The following is a 22,159-nucleotide window of genomic DNA, read 5'->3' as shown; positions in this document are numbered from 1 at the left end:
CCTCAACACGAGCTTCTGATCCAGGCGGAAGACCCGAACATTATCTACAGGGTCATCGAAGCGATGCCCTCACGGCCCTAGCTGACAGAGGTTCTTCCACCTGGCACCCGCCCTTCAACGAAGGGCCGGTAGTCGGAACCACCTTTGACGACAGCGTGCACGACGCGCGCCATCTTGGCGGTAATAGCGGTCATTGCCTTGCGGCGTAGATCGGGATTGTCGCGATCCCTAGCAATGTAGCGTTCGAACTTATGACGGAAGCCATTCTCCCGCTGGCGGATGGCGACTTGTCCGGCGATCCACAGGGTGCGGCGCAGCCGAGCATTGCCGAATTTGGAAAGGCGGGTCTGGCCCCGATATTGGCCTGACTGCTGTGTCGAGAGGTTCAGCCCGCAGAACTTTAGAAACTGGCGATGATGACCGAAACGGCGAAGATCGCCGGCTTCGGCAATGATCGTCAGCGCATTGATCGGCCCGATGCCGGGGATCTGGCGTAGGAGCTGATAATCCTGGCTGTGCCGCAACAGCTCATCGGCCTGCGCTTCGATCTCATTGCGTTGCCGGATCAGGCCGCGTGCCTCGTCAATGACCATCCGGAACATGCGAATGGCAGGGGCATCGAGCGGCAGCGGCAGTCCGATCGATGAGCGCGCCGCCCGGCGCCGGCGGTTCGGCCGTGCCATTGATCAAGGAAGCCATCGCAAACGGCGAACCCTTCTGGGCCATGCCTTCGAATACGCCTGCGCGACGAACGACATCGAGCACCGACAACCAAGGCAAGAGGGAACGGGAGCATTGGCGCTCTGGAACTGCCGCTTCAACGGTCCGCAGGGCGCGCTGCGGGCTTGAGCATCGATCCGAAAAGTGGATCAGGCGGTATGGATAGCTTTGATAGGGATGAAGCTCGCAGTAAAAGCCATTAAGGAGAGGAAAATCATTCGTTTTCTCGCGGCATCGATGCCTTGCGCGCAACCTCGAACTTTCTGGATTCCTCAGTTTGGTTATCCCGTCCTTGGAACGAGAAGTCGCAGACCCTCCCCGCAAGATCTGCGATCGCTGTAGTAAACACTGAGGGCCGATCATTTCTGTACATGGCCGCATATGGTATCGGTGGCAAAGTAGGTTTGACGGGGACGATCGCGAGCTTGTTCTCATTGACAAGGGGATGGAAGCACTGTTGCGGCAGGTAGCTTACTCCAATGCCCGCAGTCACCAACCCTATAACAGCCGTCAAACTGTCACACGAGATCGTGCGTTGGAACGCAATCCCGTTCGCTCTCAACCACTTGTTGATTAGCAGGCTCGACCCAGACCGGCTCCCTTGAGCCAATATAGTATATTCTGCAAGTTTTCCGAAATCGAGTGCGCGGCGGGTTTTGATCATTCCCGGACGGGCGGTCCAGACGTTGGACACTTCGGCGATTCGGACTGATGTAATCTCGGGGTCAGAAAATGCTTCGGGTATGACGATGATATCGATGGTGTCCTCAAGCAGCCGATCATAGAGATTGCGGCTCATATCAACTTCCGGCTCGAGGCTGACTGTTGGATATTCGTCTTGGATTGCCGAAACCAATCTCGGAAGCCACGAGAGCGCACACATTTCCGTAACGCCTAAGCGAAGATGTCTGGACGGTGGTTGTTCGGCGTCCTTTAGTTCCAGGATCTGCTGCTGCATGTAGAGCATATCCCGGCCTAAAGAGAGAAGCTGTTCCCCCTGTTCGGTCAGACGGGCCCCGCGCTGACTGCGATCGAAGAGAGCCAGACGTGTTGACGCCTCAAGCTCCACGATTCGTTTGGAGATCGCTGATTGCGTCGTATTGAGTTTGGCCGCCGCCCGCTCGAACGTACCAAGCTGCGCGATCCAGTGCAGGGTTTCAAGTTGCTTCAGCGTCACCATCTGCGGGCTTTGCCTTGCGATAAGGGTGGCGCGAGCGTTGTTCGAGCAGGCGTCAGCCACATTCATAAAAGGGATGCATTAGGATGAGTTTCTATCGGTTTCTTGAATGACGATCAAGTTATAGCGCCGTCCGAACCTCTCAGGAGTCGACGAATGTCAAAAGCTGGTTGGACGCATTGCCAAGCTGACGGTGTCAAGATTTTGGCTTGGCGACGGCCAATCGCCATGGCGGCAATTGCTTTGCACATATGTCCAGCCCGAGAAAATGAGTGCCAGCGCACAACTGGAATGGCAGACAGTTCTTCACAACTACTCGACGGAGTTCCCGGATCTAATCATGAATGCTATCCAGATTAATGGGAAGGTGATTGCCGAAGCCCTGCGCACTCGCGTCGCGCGCGATGTGGCCTTGGTTCAAACCGAATGTAATGCCACTTCAGTCTTGGCCTGTCGTGTTAGTCGGCGAGGACCCGGCCAGCTCGGTTTATGTGAAGAGGAAAGCCAGACAAGCGCAGCTGTTGGGTTCAAGTCTCAACAGTTCCTGCTGCCCAGCGATGTCGAAGAGGCCAGGCTGCTACGACTTATTGACGAGCCCAACACAGACGGCTCCATCTGGCCTGCTGCCGGTTTTCGTGGACACCGAGATAAGGGTGTTTAAGGGACCGGAGAGTGGAAATGCAGAGAAGGAAGTTCAGCCGCGAGTTCAAGCTTGAGGCAGTGAGGCTGGTGAAGGATCGGGGCGTTGCGGTGGCGCAGGCGGCCCGCGATCTCGATCTCCACGAGAACGTGATGCGCAAATGGGTGCGCGATCTATCGGCCGATCCGCAGCATGCCTTTCCCGGCCACGGACAGATGGAGCCCGAGGAGTTGGAGATTGACCGGCTGCGCAAGGAGGTCGCGAAGCTAAAGGCGGAGCGCGACATCCTAAAAAAGGCCGCAACCTCCTTCGTTCAGGTGTTGCGACGACCGCTTGAATCCGCCCAATATACGAGCGAGCAATTCCAGCGCCTGATGGCCGATCACGGCATCACCTGCTCAATGAGCCGGTCGGGCAACGTCTGGGACAACGCTGCGATGGAGAGCTTCTTCTCGTCGCTCAAGACCGAGCGGACAGCCCGCAAGGTCTACAGGACGAGAGATAACGCCAGGGCGGATGTGTTCGATTACATCGAGCGCTTCTATAACCCTCGGCGAAGGCACTCGACGCTAGGCTAGTTTCCGTCCATAAACGTGCGTATTTCAGTGCCTTTACAATGGGTTGCGCGCGATTGAAGGTGCCTTGACGGGCGCGGACGGGTCGAAGAGTGTTGTTTGTCGCCAAAATAGTGTCACCGGCGTGTGCGGTGGCGGCCGGCATCGGTCAGCGCGGGGCAACCTGCGATCCCGGGGGCAGTTCTGGTCGGCTTGAGGCGCGTGAGGATGACGAGGTTGTAGGCCACGACCGAGGAGCGGACGTAGGTCTTGAAGTGATCGAGGCCGCCAAGTGCAACGCGCCAAACCGTAAGCACGCTTGAGGCATGAAATGCCGGCCTCGATGCCGGCGCGGAAGTTGCGCAGCTTGCGATAGACCCACTTGCTTCTGACCATGTCCTCGATCCTCAGGCCAGCTTTCTTGTGGAAGGCCATGTCGCAAACGCCCCACGCCTTGGCTGTGGCCAGGTTGTTGCGCGTGGCGAAGCCGCCATCGGCCGCCGCTTGCCGTGGTGCCGGACCATAGGGGGCGATGTGGCGCAAAAGCATCGGCAGCAAGCGGTCGCTGTCGGCTGGGTTGCCTGCTTCGATCATCAGATCGAGGATCATTCCGCGCCTGCCGGTGTTGAGGGTGAGCTTGTGGCCGTATTCGGTATCGCGGCTGCCTTTGACGATGATATCGGCATGCTCTTCGAACAGGCTGACCAACTTCTCGCCGGCGGGCACCGGCTCGCCGGCCAAACGGTATGCTCGCCACGGCCAAAGGCTCGCTCGCCTGCTCCAGATAGGCCAAGGTCGCACGGGTGATTGCGATCAGCTCGCGGTAGAGTTGGACCCGGTTGGGTCGACCGCGCGTGAACTGGATTTTGCGAGCCCGCTTCTTGGCTGCGCGGCAGTGATCGCGCCATGTCATGCTGCCGGAGCGATCCGCGCCTATGCCAATCGGTGGGCCGTCAGCCCCGCCCGACAGGTCGCGATCTTCACCAACGATGACGATAGGCACCGCACTGCGCTGGATCTATTGGCGCGCGGCGTCGAGATCGCCGCAGTGGTCGATGTGCGGACTAAGGCCAGACCGCAACGGGAATACCGCCTGATGACCGGGGCCGTGGTCAGCGGCAGCAAAGGCCGCCTGGGATTGAGATCCGTCGAAGTGGCGACGGGCCATACGGTGGCCTTGAACCCGCCGTAGCACCATCCCGTATTCAGGTAGAGTCCCTGGATCGGCGTGCAATCGATGATTGGCGAGCCGTCCGTCGACATGTCATGATGCCGCCCCACACACGCAGCAACCGCGCCCGGCCGATCATCGGCATCAGCGCCATGCCGCCCTCCGTGCTGCGCGTACGAGTTATAGCCGTCAATGTTGCCACCGAAGACGAGACCGCCTTTGTCGGACTGACTGACGTAAAAGTGCCCCGCGCCGAATGTGATCACGCCTGGAATGGTCGGCTTGAGTCCCTCGGAAACGAATGCTTGCAGCACATGACTTTCAATCGGCAGCCGCATGCCAGCCGTCGCCATGACCCGGCTGGTGGACCCCAGCGACGGCAACGCTCACCTGGCCCGCGCCAATATAGCCGCGTGACGTCTCGACGCCCTTGATGCGGCCTTTCTCGATGCGGAACCTTGTAACCTCGCAGTTCTGGATCAGGTCGACTCCGGCCCGATCAGCGCCGCGGCATAGCCCCAGGCAACGCCGTCATGACGTGCGGTGCCGGCGCGACGCTGCAGCAGCCCCCCTTTGACGGGGAACCGCGCATTGTCGAAGTTGAGGAAGGGAATCATTCTGCGGAGTTGGTCGAGCTCGAGCAATTCGGCGTCCGCACCGGCCAGCAGCATCGCGTTACCGCGCCGTCGGTAGGCATCACGCTGCGCATCGGTATGAAACAAGTTCACGATTGCCGCGCTGGCTGACCATGGCATTGAAGTTGAATTCCTGCTCGATCTCTTCCCAGAGCCTCATTGAAAACTCGTAGAAGGGCTCGTTGCCGGGCAGCAAGTAGTTCGAGCGGATGATGGTAGTGTTGCGCCCGATATTGCCCGAGCAGCTAGCCATCCCTTCTCGAGCACGGCGATGCGCGCCTTCTCGAAGGCCTTGGCGAGATAGCAGGCGGTGGCCAACCCGTGCCCGCCGCCTCCGACTATCACGTAATCATAAGCTCGCTGGGCCTCGGGTTCGCGCCACAGGGGACGCCAGCCCCGATGCCCCGTGAGGGTTTCTTTCAGAATGCGAAAACCCGAATAGCGCAAGTCCGTTCATCCTAAATGCGACAAGTTGGACTCGATCTTTAGTTCGGATCTGGGACCAAGACTGATTGGCACGCACAAATTCTTGCCAATTTTGGCCGTAACTGCTTAGGGTGCGTTCAGTTGCCTCGATCGAAGGCTAAGGGTGGCCCGACAAGGGAGCCACCCTTGCGAATGCTAGCCGCGATTGCCACCAAACTTTTGGACAAACAAGCGGCCTTCATCGATCCGGTCATGAGATAGCTGCCTGGACTCGTCGTCAATCTTGCCGTCAATGATCCAGTCAGCGAGGCGCCTGCCAATCGCAGGTGCCAGTTTGAACCCGTGGCCGCTGCCTCCCCAAGCATCTGCATAACCTTCTATGCCAGTCTGCGGGCCTGCGAATGGATACCGGTCCGGGGTCACGTCATGGAGGGATGAATAGGAGTCTATCCGCAGAGCGCCTCGGAACACGGGGAGCCGCCTTTCCAAGCGCTCCAGGACATCGCTGACAAACTCCTCGTCGGCGTTTGCATTGTAGTCGTACGGATCCACGTCATAGTATTCTTTTCGGGAAACCTCGGCCAACGACGAAACGACGATTGCCGAGGGGCCTCAGATAGATCGCATCGACGGCGCTGGAGATGGGGCCTTCGGGAACAGGGCGGCCAGGCCGTGCTTCCCAGACCGTATCCTGTTCACGAACAATCCGGAGTGCCATGCCAATGCCGACGCTCTCGCCGAGCCGGCCCGCCCACGGCCCGCTTGCACTGACCACCAGGTCGGCCTCGATGGTTTCACCGCGAACCTTCAGGCCGGTGACGCGCTTGCTGTCGCCGGTGAGCGCCTCCACAGGAGTCTTGCTGCGGAATTCGCCGCCTAGTTCCTTAAACGCCGCGACGAAGGCTTCGGTCGCATGGACGGGATCGGCATATCCGCCATCGGGCTCGTGAACGACCGCGGCGACATCTTCCGGGTCGACCAAATCGGCGATCCTTGTCGATGCGAGGTCTTGCAAGGCGGTCGTTATGCCATGCCGGTGAGCATAGCGATGTTGGCACGCGCGCCTTCCAGCATCGCTTCAGGTACCAGCATGTGATAGCCTGTGCGGGCAAAACCCGTCTGGAAGCCCGCGTCGAAAAGAGCTGATAGGATACCAATGGATTCGCGTGTGAGATTGGCTGCAAGCTGGTTGGAGTAATGCTGACGGATAATCGCCGCACACTTTCCGGTGCCGCCTGCGGCCGCCTCTTCGCGGTCGAGCAGCAATACATTTGCGACTCCGCGCTTCTTGAGGAAATAGGCTGTCGCGACCGGTTATGCCCGCGCCGACCACAATGACGTCGAATTTCATCTTCGTATCCTTAGAGAGAGACGTTGGAGGTGGGGCTTTCGCTATGCGACATCCACGGCGGCCTCGGCCCTTACCTTGCCGAATCTGATGTCCTCTTCCTTGAGTGCCGGATCTCGTTGAGAAGGGTTGCCGTAACCACCCGCCCCGGGCGTCTCCACCTCCAGGCGCGCAGTTTCGGGTATCCGTAGACTGGTAATCTTCCCGCGCACCGATGTGATTTGCCCATCATCGTGTACGAGGCTGAGCCGTCCCGCTCGACCGGGCGTGCCGCCGAACAGCCCCCAAGGCTGGTAGATGAAGCGCTCGCCCTGCCCACTGAAGCGGCAGGTATGATCGATCGGACGATAGACCCGCCGCAGGCCGAGTCCGCCGCGCCACTTGCCGGTACCGCCAGAGTTTTCGATGAATTCGTATCGCTCGATGAGAAGGGGATACTCGCGCTCGAGGGCCTCGATCGGAAGATTAGAGGTATTGGTAACGTGCACCTGTACCCCGTCCGTACCGTCCTTGTAGGAACGCCCACCGGCACCGCCACCGATTGTCTCCATGTAGACGTAGTCAGTGCCGTCGACCGCCCTTCCAGAGAACGAGCAACTCATGTTGCTTCCATTAGACGCTGCGATAACCGCGTGCGGCGCAGCCTGAGCAAGCGCACCAAGAACCACGTCAATGATACGCTGACAAGTTTGGGCACGCGCCGCTGTCGCAGCGGGAAACCTGGCGTTCACGATTGAGCCCTCGGGCGCTATGATCGCCACAGGGTTCATCATGCCACTATTAGTCGGGCCGTCGTGGTCGACGAGAACCTTCAGAGCATAAAGCACGCTCGCCTGGAGACCGCTCATCGTAACGTTGATGTTACCCGTTACCTGCGGCGATGACCCTCCAAAATCCAAGGAAATCTCATCGCCTTTGATTTCGATCTCGACTCGGATTGGGATGTGGTTGGTGTCCACTCCATCGTCGTCGAGGTGATCCTCGAAGGCGTATTTCCCGTCAGGCAGTTCGCTAATGCCGGAACGGATCCGCCGCGCGACCGCGCTCAGGATCGCTTCAGCCCCTTCGTTGAATTGGTCGACCGTCCAGCGGCGGAAAAATTCTTCCATCCGACGTGCCGCGAGCAGGTTCGCCGCGAACTGGGCATTGTAATCGCCGCGCCGCTCATGTGGGACCCGCACGTTCAGCAGCACAAGGTCCATCACGTTGTTGTCTATCTTGAAGTCCCGCATCACGCGCAGCGGTGGAATGCGTAATCCTTCCTGATAGATCTCGGTCATCCCTCCGGCCATACTACCGGGAACCATCCCGCCGATATCGGCGTGATGGGCGATGTCAGCGACGAAAGCGACAAGTCGTCCGTTGGTGAATATGGGCATGACTGCGGCAACGTCGGGGAGATGCGACCCGCGTCCTACATAGGGATCGTTTGACAAGAACATGTCGCCAGGCTGGATCGCGTCGGCGCCATATTTTTCGAGGACGACCTCGACGAGACCCAGCATCGAGGCGAGCAGCAGGGGTAGGCTCTCCCCCTGCACGATGGTACGCCCTTTCAAGTCGAAAATCGCTGTACTATGGTCCCGCCGCTCCTTGATGTTGGTGGAATAGGCGCTCCGCATGATCGCGACATACATCTCGTCGCAAATGCTGGTTAAAGCATTGCGCATCATCTCAATTTCGATTGGGTTGAGGGACATCAGGCGACCTCGCGACGAAGTTTGATGATAATGTTGCCCCACCGGTCGACGAACGCCTCGTCGCCGGGGTAGATGAGGGTGGTTGCATCCTGCTGATCGATGATCGCCGGCCCAGGAATGCGCTGCCCCTTCGCAAGGTCAGCCCGCTCGTAAATCGCTGCATCGACAGGTTCAATCTGATCAAAGACGACTTTGCGGACGCCAATCGGCCGGCCGAACTGCCTCTCCGGCAAATCGGTCGGGCGCGCGGTTTCAATCTTCTGCCGTGCCTTCAGCTTTACGCTGACCAACTCGACCACTTCGCCTGGCATCGAGAATCCATAGGAACGTTCGTGCGCGACGTGGAAGCCTTGGCGCAGTTCATTAATCGCGTTGCTCGCGAGCTTGTCCTCGGAAAGCGGCAACGAAAGCTCGAAATTTTGGCCGCGGTAACGCAGTTCAACGCGCCAATCATAGCTCCACTGGTCTGCCGGAACCCCTTCGCTGGAGAACCACGCGGCAGCCTCGGTTGCCAGCGCGTCGCGCAGGCCTGCGATCGCCTGTCCGGCAGACTCGGCGAGCTCGCCCAGATAGGTGCCGACGAAATCATTTGTAAGGGCACAATAGTGTAGTCCCTCGGCGCACATCAGACCCGGATTGAGGGGTACCACAACAGTCGATATGCCGATTTCCCTGGCAACATCGGTCGCGAACAATGGCCCTGCCCCGCCAAAGGCAAACAGAGCGAACCCCGAAGGGTCGTGGCCACGCTCAATCGACACCTTGCGCAACGCCTTGACCATGGTGCCACCGGCCAGCTTCAGAATGCCCAACGCGGTATCCATGGTCTCTAGTCCAAGCTCTTGGGCAAGCCGAGCGACCGCCTGGCGTGCCATTTCCGGCTTGATGGGCATGCGCCCGCCAAGAAGAGCCTCGTTGCTGAGGCGCCCCAGAAGCACGTTCGCATCCGTAGTCGTGGCGGCGACACCGCCAAGATCGTAGCAGGCAGGCCCCGGATACGCACCGGCACTGTGCGGACCCACCTTCAGAAGGCCGTCTTTGTCGATCCATGCAATCGTACCGCCACCAGCACCGACCGCCGTCACATCCACCGCCGGCATGCGCACTGGGAAGCCACCCACATCCTGCAATGAGACTTCTGTAGCCTCATATTCGCGGATCATCGCGACATCCGAACTCGTGCCGCCAATGTCGAGCGTGATCACGTCCCGATAACCCATTTCGCGCGCCCAATGGACGACTGCCGACACGCCTGCCGCTGGACCGGACAGCGATGCACGGATAGGAAGTTCCTTCGCCATATGTGCCGACATTAGCCCACCGCTGCTCTGCGAGATCAGCGGTCGCGCCACTGTTCCGAGCGCCTTCACCCCGGAGATGAGTTCGCCAATGTAGCGATCCATCACCGTGAGAAGCGCACCGTTCAGCACCGCGGTATTGAAGCGTTCATACTCGCGGAACTCTGGGTAGACCGACGCCGACGCGATAACATGAACGCCAGCGGGCAGCGCCGCACGCAGCACATCGACGGCACGGCGCTCGTGTTCGGGATAGGCAAAAGAGTGGAGAAAAGCGACGACGACGCAGTCGACCTTCCTGTCGATGAGGACCGGAACCAGCTCAAGAAGACGATCCTCATCGAGCGGTGTGACGACGGTGCCGTTGGCCCGGACGCGCGCGGGCACTTCGAAGCGGCAATCGCGCGGAACGAGCGGCGCGGGGAAGTCCTGGTGGATATCATAGACCTTTGGCCGCGTCTGCCGGCCGATCTCGATAAGATCGCGAAATCCCTCGCTCGTGACCAGCGCAACTTTACCGATGCGGCGTTGGATCAGCGCGTTTGTTCCTACCGTCGTTCCATGGAAAAGCGACTCGACAGCCGAGAACGGCAAGTCGTGTAGGGCCAGGAGCTCCTTAAGACCATTGAGAATCGCTTCCTGCGGCTGCGCAGGCGTTGACGGTCGCTTGTAGCGGATCGTGCGCCCCGCTTCTTCGTCAATGACAAAGAAGTCGGTGAACGTTCCTCCGACATCGACCCCGACCTTGAGAGGCATTTGCTGGTCGCCCTTTCCATTTCGTATATGCGGCATATATTATCTTGCTTGAGCGGCGTCAACAAGCAATCTGCGGAAGCACCTGTGTGCTTGGAGGACCTTGAAGGGCTTGGCAGAGGCAACCCCTATGGGCCCAGAAGAAGGAATGTTGTGGATATGACAACACAAGCCGTAGATATGATCCCTGCTGGCCGCCAAGCGGGTACTGGAGCACATGCCAACACGACAGAAAGAGAAGAATGAAGGACCAGTTGAGCTTTCGCTCGCTGTCGCCGCGACGAACACGATTCGCGACCGAATTCTGGATCTGAGCCTTCAGCCGGGAGCTCAGCTTGACGAGACCATGCTTCGCAACGAACTTGGTATCAGTCGCACACCGGCCCGTGAGGCACTCAATCGCCTGACGACGGAAGGTCTGATCGAGATGCACCGCAATCGCGGCTTCTTCGTTCGACCGCTCGATCTCAGCGACCTGACCCAGTTCTTCGAAGCCTATCTCGTCAGCGAGCGAAGCTCGGCATATTACTGCCGCCTCGCCCAGCCGCATCTGGTCAAGGATTTGGAGTCAATACAGGACAATCACCACCGGGCGGTCAGCAATCAGATGTTCCTCGAAATCTCCCGTTACAACGCGGCCTTTCATATACGGATCGCCGAGGCGACCGAAAATGAATACCTCATCGGGTTTGCGAGCCGTCTGCACAACATGGCGCGACGCCTAGCCTACTACGTGTACTTGCGAGAATCCGGCGAACAGCAGGCCTTTCAGAATAGGCAGCGCATCATCGTCGACGAACACAGGGCGATCATCGAGGCGATCCGCAACAAGGACCGAGATCGGCTCCTGGCCACGATCACGAACCATGCCGAACTGTTCAGGCGGCGCATCGGAGCCTTCATAGAGGGCAAGGGAAAACCGGTTTTCATGCTTACCTGATCAGCATCATAATTGTCCCCTCAGACCCCATCCCGAAAGGGTAGTGCGGCTGAAGCGCCCGTGATTCCGGGGAGTTGTATAAGCCACCGTGATGGCTCACCCCCGCCGGCATCTCCGACAGTGCTGGGGGTTAGGCAAGGCCGCCTACCTCGATATTGTGGTCGAGATCATCTACCATCCGACGACCAGAAAGGCTTCGAAGTCTTGCCCGCCGCTGGGTCGCCGAGCGAACCTTCAGCTGGATGACGCGGTCGCGGAGGCTCGTGCGCGACTAGGAGAAACGCATCGACGCCTCTCACTCCATGATCCTCGTCGCTATGGGCGGCAATTTTATCCGCATCCCTGATTTTCAAAACAGATGGGGTGATTGGGGTCTCGCCCGAGCCAGATTGAGGGCGGCTGCTCCTGTCGAGATGTGAGAACGTGGTCGATGTAGATCGCCACAAACATCAGGAGGAGCAGCCATGAAGTATTTTGCCGGACTTGACGTGTCTTTGGAAGAGACCGCGATTTGCGTGGTCGACGAGGCCGGGCGGATCGTGAAGGAGGCGCGTGCGGCGAGCGAGCCGCAGGCGTTGATCGAAGCGTTGCAGAAAGTCGATCTGCCGCTGGAGCGCATCGGGCTCGAAGCGTGTTCGCTGACGGCCTGGCTTCACGACGGGATGTGCGCCGATGGCCTGCCGGCCATCTGCATTGAGACCCGGCAGGCCAATGCGGCGATGAAGACGATGCCAAACAAGACGGATCGGAATGATGCCCGCGCGCTGGCGCAGATCATGCGCACCGGCTGGTATCGACAGGTGCATGTCAAGAGCCGGCAGTGCCGTCTCTGGCGATCCCTCCTCGTCGCCCGCCGCACGGTGCTGAACGAAATGCGCACCATCGAGAACGGGGTCAGGGCGATCCTGCGGGAGGCTGGCATCAAGCTGGGCACGCCGTCGCGAACCGCCTTCGCCAGTCGTGTGCGCGAGTTGGCCGACACAGATCTGGTTGTCATGCCACTAGTCGAGCCACTGCTGATGATCCTGGCCACCATGCTGCGCGAGTTCGGGCGACTGACAAAGCAGGTCCTCATTATCGCCCGCCAGGAGCAAGTCTGCCGGCGACTCATGAGCGTTCCAGGTGTCGGACCCATCACCGCGCTCGCCTTTCGTGCCACGATCGATCAGCCGGACCGCTTTCGTCGCTCGAGGGATGTCGGCGCGCATCTGGGTCTGACCCCGGCACGTTACCAATCTGGCGAAACGGACATTCAGGGCAAGGTGAGCCGATGCGGTGACGAACTCGCCCGCACGGCCCTCTATGAGGCGGCTCATTCGCTGCTCGTGCTGAGCAAGAAATGGTCGAGCCTCAGAGCGTGGGGCATGAACGTCGCCAAACGGCGCGGTATGGCTCGAGCCCGAGTTGCTGTTGCCCGCAAGCTCGCTGTCATTCTGCATCGCATGTGGAGTGATGCAACAGAATTCCGCTTCGGCAAGGAACCCGGCCGCGTATCGGCATGAAATGGAGATAACGGACCAACGAAGGAGGAATTGATTCCGCCCGAAAGGGCGTGATCCGGATCGTTCCCGTGGGGACGACGGGCAAGGTGATCTCGTTAGCAGGCACGATCCTGGGCGAACTCTCCCAAGGTCGTTCAACAGATTGAGACGTCTCGCTCTACTGACCCCATCGTGCGGCGGCCTAACGTCGACCGCGAAGAGAAGCGAGTGACCCGCGGGGCGACATGGTCCGGAAAAATATCAGGAGGAGCTTGACCTCAACGACCCCAATCAGAGAGGACTCTCAGGGTCACTGTAATAATATGCAATATTAGCGAGGACGCGAGCGTGCATGTGCCAAAGCCATCAGTCAAGAACCGACTGATACTGCGCCTCTCGGAAGGAGCGACTTGCCCCGTTCGTCAGCCACGGCGATCGGTCAACCCGGTCGTCGTGGCTTTGGCCTCACATACGATCTCGAACGATCAGCTCATCTTGCTCAGCGCTGCGACACTGCCGCAGCGCGCAGGGCTTCGGCAAAGGCATTCAAAGCCGGCTCATGATCGGAAACAGGAAGTACTGCAGTTTTTTGGTCAGGCGCTGCCGCAAAGCGGTTGACATAAGGCCATGCGGAGTTGATGGCGATCACCACCTTGTCCTTCGGATAGACGAAGATCCTCTGCCCAGCACCGCCTGAACCTACATAATAGTCCTTGTAGATACTCCAGTTAATAAAACCCTTGCCCAGCGGACCGTCCGAACTTGCACCGGGGACGAAATTGACTTGGACGCTCGTTGCTGCGGCCAGGAAGTCTGGCGGCACGACCTGGACGGCGCCGGCTTTGCCGCCCTCTAGGATGAACTGGCCGAAGCGTACTTGGTCGCGCAGGGTTACCGAGAGAAACCCTCCTGCTTGCTCGTTGCCGCTCGCATCCAACTGCCAGTATGCGTCCGCTTCCATCCCATAAGGTTGCCAGATTTTTTCGGAGAGGTACTCCGATAGCGGCTTTCCGACTGCGCTCGAGATAACAATCCCGGCCAAGTGGGCGTCGCCATCGGTGTAGTTGTACATAGTGCCCGGCGGATTGGCTCGAGGCAGACGGCGCATGTAAGAGACGATGCAATCCACATCAGTGTCGAGCACTGGTGCCCAATAGGACAAAAAGTTGGCATCCGGATGGGTGTAATCTCCCTCGACGTCTTCGATCCACCTGACGCCCGACGTAAATGTCAACAGGTGGCGGATCGTCACGTTATCGTAGGCGCTGCCTTTGAGCGCGGGAATGTAGTCAGTAACGAGCGCATCGACGCTTTTGATGTAGCCATCTTTGATCGCGGCACCGACAAGAGTCGCTGTATAGCATTTCGTCGCGGACGTTAGGAGCCAGGCATCTTTTTCCGTGCGACCGAGCCCATAGCGCTCCAAGACTACCTTACCATCTTTGAGAACAATACTGCCCGAGCTCCTGTACGTGTCCATATATCGATCCACGGTCATCTCCTGGCCTTTCCAATTCCAGCTTGGCGAGATTTGCTGGTCGGCCTTAGGCAAAAGACGGACATGCGTGCCGTGACGCACAACATGGACTGGATTGATCTTCTCCAGTGAGCGGAAGCCAATGGCCATCTGTTCCGGCGACCACGTCAAATACGCCGCGCCACCCGGCGGCAGAGTTTCGGTTTCCTCGGGCGCGGCCGTAGATCTCATATTCATTATTCCTCCTTTGTTCCTTGTATTGCGCGTCGGAAAACCTAAGCGGGCGACTGCTACTGTGCTCGTATAAGTTAGCTCGCCGCGAGGGACGTGCCGTACATCCAGCATTTTCGCGCCGGTCATGTTAGGCGGGACGGGACACCGCGAAAAGCGATAAAAAATACTGGGTTTTGATCGCTTATTCGAATATTCGGCTGACTATTTGATGCTGCTCGCTTGCCGCATTTGCATAGACCGATGTGCGGCCCGGCGCGCAAACTCGTTAGCTATTCCGATGATGAATACGCGCAAGGCGTCCTCACAATGAACAACAGTACAAACAAACTCGGATGTGATCGATCGATAGACGAGGCCAAGGCATCGCCTTATGAAGCCAGCTTGGAAAAGATGCGAAAAGACTCCTTCGCGCCGGTACGCTGTCACCGCTCTCCGCCCCTTTGCTGCAGCGGCCAGGCACGTGCTCGAAGATTGGCACCTAAAAAAGTCGCGGGAATGGCATGCGTCCCCTCTGGCTGCGCACGGAGCCTGAGACGGCTACAGCGCAGCCCCACTCAGGTTCGCCTTGCATTCCAAAAGTAGATGCCATTGGATAACAATTAATCGTTTTTTTCAAATACAAGCACCTATTAGACTCCTTGTGCGGCCAAAGCCATCCGTAGTGAGGATATGAGGATAAATGTCCATTCAAATTTCGGACCGAGCAGCTGCTCTAAAACCTTCCGCGAGTATCGCGGCAAAAAAGATGGTTTCCGAGCTTCAGGCCGCGGGTCACAGGATCATAGACTTCACTATTGGCGAACCTGATATAGCCACCCCTTCTTACATTATTGACGGTGCACTGCGAGCAATGCGCGGGGGCGACACGCATTATACTGCCTCGGCCGGTACCTATACACTCCGCGCAGCCATCGCCGATAGCCTAGTGCGGGGAAAAAGGATCCCTTGTAGAGCCGAGAATGTAGCGGTTGGCTGTGGCGCCAAGCAGCTCATCTTCGAAGCTTTTGCCTCGACGTTGAACGCTGGCGATGAGGTCATCATACCTGCGCCCTACTGGGTGTCCTATCCGGATATCGCCAGTCTTCATGGGGGCCGCCCGGTAATCGTGACCTGTGGTGAGGATGTCGATTTCAAGCTAACGGCGGCAGCTCTAGAGGCGGCGGTTACGCCGAAGACTCGGTGGTTTGTCCTAAATTCGCCGAACAACCCGACGGGAGCGGTCTATTCCGCGCAAGAGCTTTCCGAGCTCGGCGAGGTGCTGCGTCGCAATCCCCATGTCTGGGTCATGACGGACGAGATCTATGAGTACTTGTGCTACGAAGGCTCTCGTGCGCCAAGCCTGATCGAGGTCGCGCCGTTCCTTTTCCAACGTGCCCTGATCATCAACGGCATGTCAAAAGCTTATGCCATGACCGGTTGGCGCGTTGGCTATGCCGCCGGGCCGAAAGAGCTGATCGATGTCATTGTCAAATTGATCGGCCAGAGCACCACTTGCGCAAGCTCTATCAGCCAAGCTGCGGCAGTCGCTGCCCTAACGGGCGATCAGTCGTGCGTTGCGGCTGCTGCGGACATGTATTGCGCTCGCCGCGATCGGATGGTCGAAATCCTCTCCGACGCTCCCGGACTTAAAACGCTGCCTCCCGCTGGCGCCTTCTATCTATACATCTCCGTCGCCGAGTTGATCGGCCGGCGAACGCCGGGAGGCAAGGAGATCACGACGGATCTAGATGTCTCCCTGTACTTCCTGGAATGGGCGAAGGTCGCGGTCCTCGACGGCTCCGCCTACGGTCTGTCTCCATATCTGCGTGTTTCTTTTGCCGCTTCGATGGAGGCGGTGGAAGAAGGTGGCGAAGCCATTGTTGACGCATGTAGAGCTCTTTTTGAAGCCGACATGCCCAAAGCCGTCAAAGCGCGAGGTGCCGTGAATGATCGGGAATAGAGTAATTCCAAGTGCGCAGCAGGCAGACGAGGCGGTCGTCAGCGCTTTCCGCAAAAGCTCGACCGCTATCATCAGTGACAATCTGCACCGCCTGCCCGGAGCGATCGGTCTTCGGCCCTTTCACAAGGTGAATGGTGCGATGGCGGGGACGGCGCTGACCGTTCGTGTGGCCGCTGGCGACAACCTCATGATCCACAAGGCTCTTGAGCTCGTCCGTCCCGGTGACGTGGTTGTTGTCGATGGAGACGGGCAGATCAACCGTGCCCTGGTCGGCGAAATTATGACCACAATCGCTGAAACGCGAGGAGCGGCCGGCTTCGTGATCAACGGCGCAGTTCGCGATGCAGGTGCGCTCGCCAAATCGGAATTTCCCTGCTTCGCATGCGCAGCCATCCACCGCGGTCCGTATAAGAACGGCCCCGGTGATATCAACGTGAATGTGTCGATCGGAGGGCTCGTTATCGGGCCTGGAGATATCGTCGTGGGCGACGAGGACGGGGTGGTCGCGTTCCCGCAGGCTATTGCTGCCGATCTTCTCAAAGCTGTGCACGCGCAGGAGAAGAAGGAGGAACATATCCTTCGGAGCATCCGCGAGGGCAGCTATATCGATGCTTACGGAAAGCCGGAGCTCTCTAACGAATTGTCTTGAACACTTAATACAGGTTAGCCTTGAGCCTGCGTCTGGTAGAGGAAATGCTGCTGGAGCGCGGGATCGTGGTTTCGTATGAGACAATCCGCCGGTGGGGCATCAAGTGCGGTCCGCGCTACGCTTGCCGCTTGCGTCGCAAGCAGCACAGCCGAAACGACGAGATCGTCATCACCATCGCCGGCAGGAAACACTGGTTGTGGCGCGCCGTCGAACAGGATGGCGATGTGCTGACGAAGTCGTCCAGAACCGCTCAACACCAAAGCGGCTCAGCTGACGCGGCTGCTGAAGAAGCAAGGCATCGCGCCAAAGCGCATGATCACCGACAAGTTGCGCTCCTATGGAGCAGCCAGGCGATAGGTTGATGCCGGGGGGGTCGAGCATTGGTCGCATAAGGGATTGAACAACGGGCAGAGAATGCACATGTGCCGCTGCGAAAAGGGAGCGGATGATGCAAGGCTTCCGATCACCACGATCACCGCAATGGCTCATTTCGATCTTCTCGACCCTGCGCAGTCTCTTCGTCCGCCCCGCTCAAAACGCTCAGCTCTCGCTACACATAAGCTCTGATCCCGGAAATCTGGAATGTTCCAAAGTGCAGTTTTCCGCGGTAACATCCCTTGGCTGGGAGGAGCGGAAGACGATGTAGCATCGAAGTTTTCGGACGTGCAGAAGGCGTTCATTCTGAAGCAGGGATCGGATGGTATCCCCGTCACGGAGATTTGTGGACGGGCGGGATCAGCCAGGCGACGTACTTCAACTGGAAGAAGAAAGGCGACGGACTGCTGCCGACCAATGAAGCGGCTGAAGCCCTTAAGGACGAGAACGGCAAGCTCAGGAAGCTGATGGCCGATCTCTCCTTGGACGGGGAGATGCTACAAGACGACATTCGCCGAAAGCTCTGGTCGCAAACGCGAGCTGGTGGCCGAGACGTGTGATGAGTGGAACGTGTCGATCCGGGATTGCCGGCTTCTGGAGTTCGACACGTCGACCTATCACTACAAGTCCAGCCGCCGAGATCAGGCCGGTATCGAAGCTCGGATCAAGGACATCTGCCCCAGACAAGTCCGCTACGGATAACGCCGTGTTCACGCCGTCGAAGGCATTAGCTTCTCCACTGCGCCCAACGAGACGCTGGCGCTGGTCGGAGAAAACGGTTGCGGCAAGTCGACACCGCCAAGCCGCTGGCCGGGCTTGTCCTCTACCAGGGAGATATCGCCATCGGCGGGCGCATTCGGTCCGGCCTAGGCCGCGACGCGCAAAAGGCGGTGCGCCGCGACGTGCAGATGATTTTCCAGGATCCTTATGCCGCGCTCGATCCGCGAATGCGTGTCGGTTATATCGTCGCCGAGCCGCTGCTGATCAATGGCATCGCGTCGAAGAGCGCACAGAGCGTATCGCGGCATTGTTCGAGCGCGTCGGCCTGTCGGCCGACCAGATGGCGGTTACCCGCATGAATCCTCCGGCGGCCAAACATCGCCGAAGAGAGTGTTTCGGCCCTCGACGTGTGGGCAGGCACGCGTGCTGGATTTGTTGAAGGAACTGCAGCGCGAGTTCGGCGTCGCCTATCTGTTCATCTCGCACGACATGGCGGTGGCAGAGAATATTGCCGACCATGTCGCGTCATGTATCTCGGCCAGATCGTCGAAATGGGCACGCTCGATCAGGTTTTTTCGAACCCGCGCCACCCCTACACGAAACGTCTGATCGAATCTGTGCCGGTGCCCGATCCAGCCCGACGCCGGACGCGTTTTGCGCGCTCGCGATCAGGACATCGCCAGCGCGACGCGAAAGATCGGTGACACCCCGACGAGGCTGGTCCTGAAAGATGTCGGAGGCGGGGATCTCGTCGCGGTCTGAGTGTGGGCCACGACGCAGAAGACCCTGCTGGAGACCAAGCGGTTGCGGTTACACGACGGCAGCCATTGCCTTTGGCCTTCTCGATATTGGTATGCTGCATTAAGGTACCACCTTATGTATCTTTATTCAGCCTGCAGTGCGCTCCAAAGAGACGCTTGTTCCTTTGGATTCAATGGCGAGGGAAAAAAGTCGATGGCTCGGGCTTGCGCGGGGCACTTGTCGACCGCTCAATTGACAACGTTAATTGCGGTGCATGCTTTCCTTGGTGCAGAAGGAGGATTTTCTCGTCCAGTTCCTTGTCTGCCTCTGTAAGACGATGATTCAGGCGAAGGTAGTCGGTCCAGGTCGGCGTGCGGAATGTCTCCGTCCACTCTATGGGCTCCCGCAGGTTGCGCTGGAGAGTCCAGTGCCGAGCACCGACGCGGCTCTGTACATGCCGGCGCTCGCGCATAACTTCCAGGAAAGCCTCGATGTTCTCTTCATGGATCAGATATTCGACCCTTACCACGATCGGACCGCTTCTCGGCTTCAGGTGGAGTTCGACTGCCGGGGCGTCGAATTCCTCCAAAGGGTCGGGCTCGGCCTCGCGGCGCTCGCGAAGGGGAAACAGCACGCCGGCTGCAGCGACGAGCAATAGGGCACCAGCGGAGCCCTCCAGTGCCCAGGTCAGGGAATGGTTTTGGGAAACGGTGCCCCACACCCAGCTGCCGGCCGCGATGCCGCCGTCTATCAATGCATAGTAGATTGAGATCGTACGCCCCACGACCCAGCGCGGGCTCGCCAGCTGTACGCTGACGCCAACCCCGGACCAGGCGGTGACCCAGCCCGCGCCGCCCAAGGCGAGCGCGATCGCCGCCACCGCAATCGAAGAGGTCAGTGCAAGGGAAAGGGAGCATGCCGCGCAGGCGACGCACGCGAGCCTCATCAACCGTTCCTGCGACAAGCTCCGTCTGAATGTGCTGTTGGAGAGGCCGGCGAAGACGGCGCCTGTGCCGAAGCCGGCCATGAGCGTGCCATATGCGAGCGGTCCTCCCCCCAAATGATCGCGGACAACCAGCGGCAGCAGCGCGAGTATGGCGATGCTCGCCAGACCAAAGAGGGTTCCGCGCGCGATCGCCGCCTTGATTTCCGATGACATCGCTGTGAAGCGCAGCCCATCATAAATCGCCGTCTTCATCGATTCACGTGGAAGAGGTGACGAGCGAACCTTCCACTTGCAGCGCCATATGGTGCCCAGGGGCACCAAATAGGCGAGTGTGGTCACACAGAAGGCCGCCATAAGCCCGAACGAGGCAACGACGATACCGCCGAGGGCCGGGCCCACGGTCCGAACAGTGTTGAAGCCGACGGAGAGCAGGGTAACGGCAGCGGGAACGTCGCGTCGATCCACGATATCGCCGACGGACGCTTGCCATGCGGGATCGTTGAGAGCACCGCCGCTTGCGATCAAGAAGCTGAAGCCAAGGATCATCCACGGACTGACAAAGCCCAGCGCCACAACAGCGGTCAGCATCGCAGAGGCTATCACCATAAGGCAGCGGCCGGCGAACATGACCCTGCGACGGCTGAAATTGTCGGCGAGCACCCCGGCGAAGACAGATAAAACGAATGCGGGCAGATTCGATGAAGCCTGCACCAGCGCAACCATCAGATCGGAAGTCGAGATCGTCGCCATCAGCCAGCTGATGGCAACAGTCTGCATCAACCAGCCGAGAGAAGAGACCTGGGTGGCGAGCCAGATCGAACGAAAGGTCGGATTCCTGAGCGGCGCAAACGTCGCCGGCCAAACTACATCCGCATCTGCGCCCGCCGCTCTGCTCATTGCTCCGACCGATTCTGTTTCGCCGAGCTAGACCACTTGGCGCGACACGATCCAATTACCGGTCGGATGCGTCAAATGCAGTCTTTGTATTATGGTCATCTAGCAGCGAGATGGTCCTGGGCGAACAATTGACCACAACAGTGACGCGATACGCAATCTTCAAGGGGTATCGCGTGATGCTAAGGGGTGAACTTCAAAAACTGCTGGAACGCACCGTGTTGACCGGACAAGCAGCGTAGACGATGACGCAGAGGCTTGCGCATATGTTCATAACTATGACTTCCGATCCGCCGCGTGTTGAGGGATCAACTCAGTGCAGCGCCGCACGACAACCGAGAGGCCCGCCTGCGCGATTCCCGAGATCAGAGTACGAGCCTGCCTAAAAGGGGACATTTCATCCGAACAAATTTCAAACAAGGTACCAGACGCTACGTCGTCCTTCCGATCGCCCCGGGCGAAGGTGCGATCGGAAATCGCATGATCCACGGTCGAGATCGCGCCGGATTTCGCTCTTTCATTGCACAATCTGCCCGGCGTGCTATTCGGCGAGGTGCGGCTTCAAGACAGGCGGGGCATGCACATCGTGTTGGACGGGAAGACTGCGCGTTCATCCATGCCCGAGTCCCGCACCTCGCCCATGATGGCAATCAGCAGCTGATGCAGGCACTCCTTGCGCTTGGGCAACGGAACCTTCGCCGACGACGACTTCAGCATGGTGACCTTCACCCACGTCGAGATGGGCGAAGCCGTGTTCGGCATCGCGACGGGATCATGCGGAAGTCTGGGCGACGTTGCGCACCCGGCGCGACGAGTGCATGGCAAACTGTGCGCCACCCCCGAGGCGCTGGTCAACAAGATCGCCGGCGAGCCTCCCCATTGCCCCCGGTGGGAGTCTCTCGGCTAATTTTAGCTAACGTCAACTTGCATGCAGAAAACGCGACATTCCGCCGCTCTTAGCGCCGAAATCAAAAAGAATGGTTTGATGTCAACCTCTAATACGAACTCAGTCATGAGTTGCCCGCCAAGCACCAGCGCTGTCACCCCCGCCCCGCCGAAGTTTGGTTGGCAGCGCGACGGCGAGCCACGGCGCACCGGGGGCCGGGCATGATTGCAACGCAAAGGTTTGGAAGAAATGATCCCGACAGATTTCGCCACCACCGGCTGTTGCCAGTCGAGGATCAGAACGATCGGGGCGCGTTCCGCTGCCAGACAATCGCCAGTCGCGGCAAAGCCGAAGAACGTGAGGCTCGACCCGCATGATCCATCGCTTTCTCCTGCATAAACTGCCGACGGTTTCTATCGCAACCGCTGCGCCGCGGGATGCCTTGTTCGATTTCA

At 59.0% G+C, this 22,159-nt stretch carries 15 protein-coding genes and 8 pseudogenes; 11 read left to right on the top strand and 12 right to left on the bottom strand.

From position 1 onward, the window contains the following. Positions 1 to 77: 77 nt before the first annotated feature. A pseudogene (locus tag HGP13_RS34365) lies at positions 78 to 653 on the bottom strand (IS110 family transposase); the annotation flags it as partial. Positions 654 to 934: 281 nt separating this feature from the next. Beyond that, the gene (locus tag HGP13_RS34360) at positions 935 to 1,900 is read right to left on the bottom strand and encodes a LysR family transcriptional regulator (RefSeq protein WP_172234271.1); all 966 of its coding nucleotides are present in this window, start codon (positions 1,898 to 1,900) and stop codon (positions 935 to 937) included. Positions 1,901 to 2,237: 337 nt separating this feature from the next. On the opposite strand from HGP13_RS34360, the gene HGP13_RS34355 reads away from it, so the two are divergent. Both HGP13_RS34355 and HGP13_RS34350 read left to right on the top strand, forming a co-directional pair. Further along, positions 2,238 to 2,558, top strand: coding sequence for a hypothetical protein (locus HGP13_RS34355; RefSeq protein WP_172234269.1), 321 nt, complete (start codon positions 2,238 to 2,240; stop codon positions 2,556 to 2,558). Between the two features lie 17 nt (positions 2,559 to 2,575). Beyond that, positions 2,576 to 3,115 carry a transposase gene (locus HGP13_RS34350; protein ID WP_172234267.1) on the top strand — a complete coding sequence of 180 codons (540 nt, stop codon included), beginning with the start codon at positions 2,576 to 2,578 and terminating at the stop codon, positions 3,113 to 3,115. 182 nt (positions 3,116 to 3,297) lie between these two features. On the opposite strand, the pseudogene HGP13_RS34345 reads toward HGP13_RS34350, so the two are convergent. From HGP13_RS34345 to HGP13_RS34315, 7 genes and pseudogenes are all read right to left on the bottom strand, one after another. Continuing rightward, positions 3,298 to 4,010: pseudogene (locus HGP13_RS34345) on the bottom strand (transposase); the annotation flags it as partial. Between the two features lie 251 nt (positions 4,011 to 4,261). Next, a pseudogene (locus tag HGP13_RS34340) lies at positions 4,262 to 5,344 on the bottom strand (sarcosine oxidase subunit beta family protein); the annotation flags it as partial. Positions 5,345 to 5,518: 174 nt separating this feature from the next. Next, positions 5,519 to 5,875, bottom strand: coding sequence for an FAD-binding oxidoreductase (locus HGP13_RS38705; RefSeq protein WP_172234265.1), 357 nt, complete (start codon positions 5,873 to 5,875; stop codon positions 5,519 to 5,521). A gap of 1 nt (position 5,876) precedes the next feature. Continuing rightward, on the bottom strand, positions 5,877 to 6,338 hold the full coding sequence (locus HGP13_RS38700; RefSeq protein WP_281411314.1) for an FAD-dependent oxidoreductase: 462 nt from the start codon (positions 6,336 to 6,338) through the stop codon (positions 5,877 to 5,879). Between the two features lie 8 nt (positions 6,339 to 6,346). Then, positions 6,347 to 6,622 (bottom strand): annotated as a pseudogene (locus HGP13_RS38695) (FAD-dependent oxidoreductase); the annotation flags it as partial. 93 nt (positions 6,623 to 6,715) lie between these two features. Next, positions 6,716 to 8,371, bottom strand: coding sequence for a hydantoinase B/oxoprolinase family protein (locus HGP13_RS34320; protein WP_172234261.1), 1,656 nt, complete (start codon positions 8,369 to 8,371; stop codon positions 6,716 to 6,718). Then, positions 8,371 to 10,425 (bottom strand): hydantoinase/oxoprolinase family protein, encoded by a 2,055-nt coding sequence (locus HGP13_RS34315; RefSeq protein ID WP_172234259.1) that lies wholly within the window; start codon positions 10,423 to 10,425, stop codon positions 8,371 to 8,373. The genes HGP13_RS34320 and HGP13_RS34315 overlap by 1 nt, the downstream gene beginning before the upstream one ends. A 214-nt stretch (positions 10,426 to 10,639) precedes the next feature. Between HGP13_RS34315 and HGP13_RS34310 the strand changes: the two genes are divergently transcribed. The 3 genes and pseudogenes from HGP13_RS34310 to HGP13_RS34300 all read left to right on the top strand — a co-directional run bounded on the left by HGP13_RS34310 (position 10,640) and on the right by HGP13_RS34300 (position 12,864). Beyond that, a complete protein-coding gene (locus HGP13_RS34310) occupies positions 10,640 to 11,362 on the top strand; it encodes a GntR family transcriptional regulator (protein ID WP_172234257.1) in 723 nt (240 codons plus the stop codon). 130 nt (positions 11,363 to 11,492) lie between these two features. After that, positions 11,493 to 11,634, top strand: a pseudogene (locus tag HGP13_RS34305) (IS5/IS1182 family transposase); the annotation flags it as partial. A gap of 192 nt (positions 11,635 to 11,826) precedes the next feature. Beyond that, positions 11,827 to 12,864, top strand: a complete 1,038-nt coding sequence (locus HGP13_RS34300) for an IS110 family transposase (protein ID WP_172234255.1) — start codon at positions 11,827 to 11,829, stop codon at positions 12,862 to 12,864. Positions 12,865 to 13,342: 478 nt separating this feature from the next. On the opposite strand, the gene HGP13_RS34295 is transcribed toward HGP13_RS34300, so the two are convergent. Next, the gene (locus tag HGP13_RS34295; RefSeq protein WP_172234253.1) at positions 13,343 to 14,557 is read right to left on the bottom strand and encodes a serine hydrolase; all 1,215 of its coding nucleotides are present in this window, start codon (positions 14,555 to 14,557) and stop codon (positions 13,343 to 13,345) included. Positions 14,558 to 15,233: 676 nt separating this feature from the next. Here HGP13_RS34295 and HGP13_RS34290 point away from each other — a divergent pair. The 5 genes and pseudogenes from HGP13_RS34290 to HGP13_RS34270 all read left to right on the top strand — a co-directional run. Then, positions 15,234 to 16,493, top strand: coding sequence for a pyridoxal phosphate-dependent aminotransferase (locus tag HGP13_RS34290; protein ID WP_172234251.1), 1,260 nt, complete (start codon positions 15,234 to 15,236; stop codon positions 16,491 to 16,493). Further along, on the top strand, positions 16,480 to 17,142 hold the full coding sequence (locus HGP13_RS34285) for an RraA family protein (RefSeq protein ID WP_172234249.1): 663 nt from the start codon (positions 16,480 to 16,482) through the stop codon (positions 17,140 to 17,142). The genes HGP13_RS34290 and HGP13_RS34285 overlap by 14 nt, the downstream gene beginning before the upstream one ends. An 8-nt stretch (positions 17,143 to 17,150) precedes the next feature. Beyond that, positions 17,151 to 17,788, top strand: a pseudogene (locus HGP13_RS38315) (IS6 family transposase); the annotation flags it as partial. Next, positions 17,764 to 18,216: pseudogene (locus tag HGP13_RS38310) on the top strand (transposase); the annotation flags it as partial. The pseudogenes HGP13_RS38315 and HGP13_RS38310, both read left to right, overlap by 25 nt. Positions 18,217 to 18,219: 3 nt before the next feature. Next, positions 18,220 to 18,999: pseudogene (locus HGP13_RS34270) on the top strand (ATP-binding cassette domain-containing protein); the annotation flags it as partial. 169 nt (positions 19,000 to 19,168) lie between these two features. Here HGP13_RS34270 and HGP13_RS34265 read toward each other — a convergent pair. Both HGP13_RS34265 and HGP13_RS38305 read right to left on the bottom strand, forming a co-directional pair. Then, the gene (locus HGP13_RS34265) at positions 19,169 to 20,821 is read right to left on the bottom strand and encodes an MFS transporter (protein ID WP_172234245.1); all 1,653 of its coding nucleotides are present in this window, start codon (positions 20,819 to 20,821) and stop codon (positions 19,169 to 19,171) included. A 558-nt stretch (positions 20,822 to 21,379) separates the two neighbouring features. Beyond that, a complete protein-coding gene (locus tag HGP13_RS38305; protein ID WP_246707226.1) occupies positions 21,380 to 21,535 on the bottom strand; it encodes a hypothetical protein in 156 nt (51 codons plus the stop codon). Between HGP13_RS38305 and HGP13_RS38300 the strand changes: the two genes are divergently transcribed. Continuing rightward, positions 21,534 to 21,725 (top strand): hypothetical protein, encoded by a 192-nt coding sequence (locus HGP13_RS38300; RefSeq protein WP_246707225.1) that lies wholly within the window; start codon positions 21,534 to 21,536, stop codon positions 21,723 to 21,725. The genes HGP13_RS38305 and HGP13_RS38300 overlap by 2 nt on opposite strands. Positions 21,726 to 22,159 lie beyond the last annotated feature (434 nt).

Source organism: Mesorhizobium sp. NZP2077 (assembly GCF_013170805.1).
GTDB lineage: Bacteria > Pseudomonadota > Alphaproteobacteria > Rhizobiales > Rhizobiaceae > Mesorhizobium.
This window is presented reverse-complemented; position numbering and strand designations above follow the sequence as displayed.

What these genes read in the sequence shown, in the direction of transcription:
- HGP13_RS34320 (WP_172234261.1), bottom strand. Translation starts at nt 8,371, where the DNA reads ATGTCCCTCAACCCAATCGAAATTGAGATGATGCGCAATGCTTTAACC.
- HGP13_RS34290 (WP_172234251.1), top strand. Translation starts at nt 15,234, where the DNA reads ATGTCCATTCAAATTTCGGACCGAGCAGCTGCTCTAAAACCTTCCGCG.
- HGP13_RS34295 (WP_172234253.1), bottom strand. Translation starts at nt 14,557, where the DNA reads ATGAATATGAGATCTACGGCCGCGCCCGAGGAAACCGAAACTCTGCCG.
- HGP13_RS34315 (WP_172234259.1), bottom strand. Translation starts at nt 10,425, where the DNA reads ATGCCTCTCAAGGTCGGGGTCGATGTCGGAGGAACGTTCACCGACTTC.
- HGP13_RS38305 (WP_246707226.1), bottom strand. Translation starts at nt 21,535, where the DNA reads ATGCTGAAGTCGTCGTCGGCGAAGGTTCCGTTGCCCAAGCGCAAGGAG.
- HGP13_RS34300 (WP_172234255.1), top strand. Translation starts at nt 11,827, where the DNA reads ATGAAGTATTTTGCCGGACTTGACGTGTCTTTGGAAGAGACCGCGATT.
- HGP13_RS38300 (WP_246707225.1), top strand. Translation starts at nt 21,534, where the DNA reads ATGGTGACCTTCACCCACGTCGAGATGGGCGAAGCCGTGTTCGGCATC.
- HGP13_RS34350 (WP_172234267.1), top strand. Translation starts at nt 2,576, where the DNA reads ATGCAGAGAAGGAAGTTCAGCCGCGAGTTCAAGCTTGAGGCAGTGAGG.
- HGP13_RS34360 (WP_172234271.1), bottom strand. Translation starts at nt 1,900, where the DNA reads ATGGTGACGCTGAAGCAACTTGAAACCCTGCACTGGATCGCGCAGCTT.
- HGP13_RS34310 (WP_172234257.1), top strand. Translation starts at nt 10,640, where the DNA reads ATGCCAACACGACAGAAAGAGAAGAATGAAGGACCAGTTGAGCTTTCG.
- HGP13_RS34285 (WP_172234249.1), top strand. Translation starts at nt 16,480, where the DNA reads ATGATCGGGAATAGAGTAATTCCAAGTGCGCAGCAGGCAGACGAGGCG.
- HGP13_RS34355 (WP_172234269.1), top strand. Translation starts at nt 2,238, where the DNA reads ATGAATGCTATCCAGATTAATGGGAAGGTGATTGCCGAAGCCCTGCGC.
- HGP13_RS34265 (WP_172234245.1), bottom strand. Translation starts at nt 20,821, where the DNA reads ATGAGCAGAGCGGCGGGCGCAGATGCGGATGTAGTTTGGCCGGCGACG.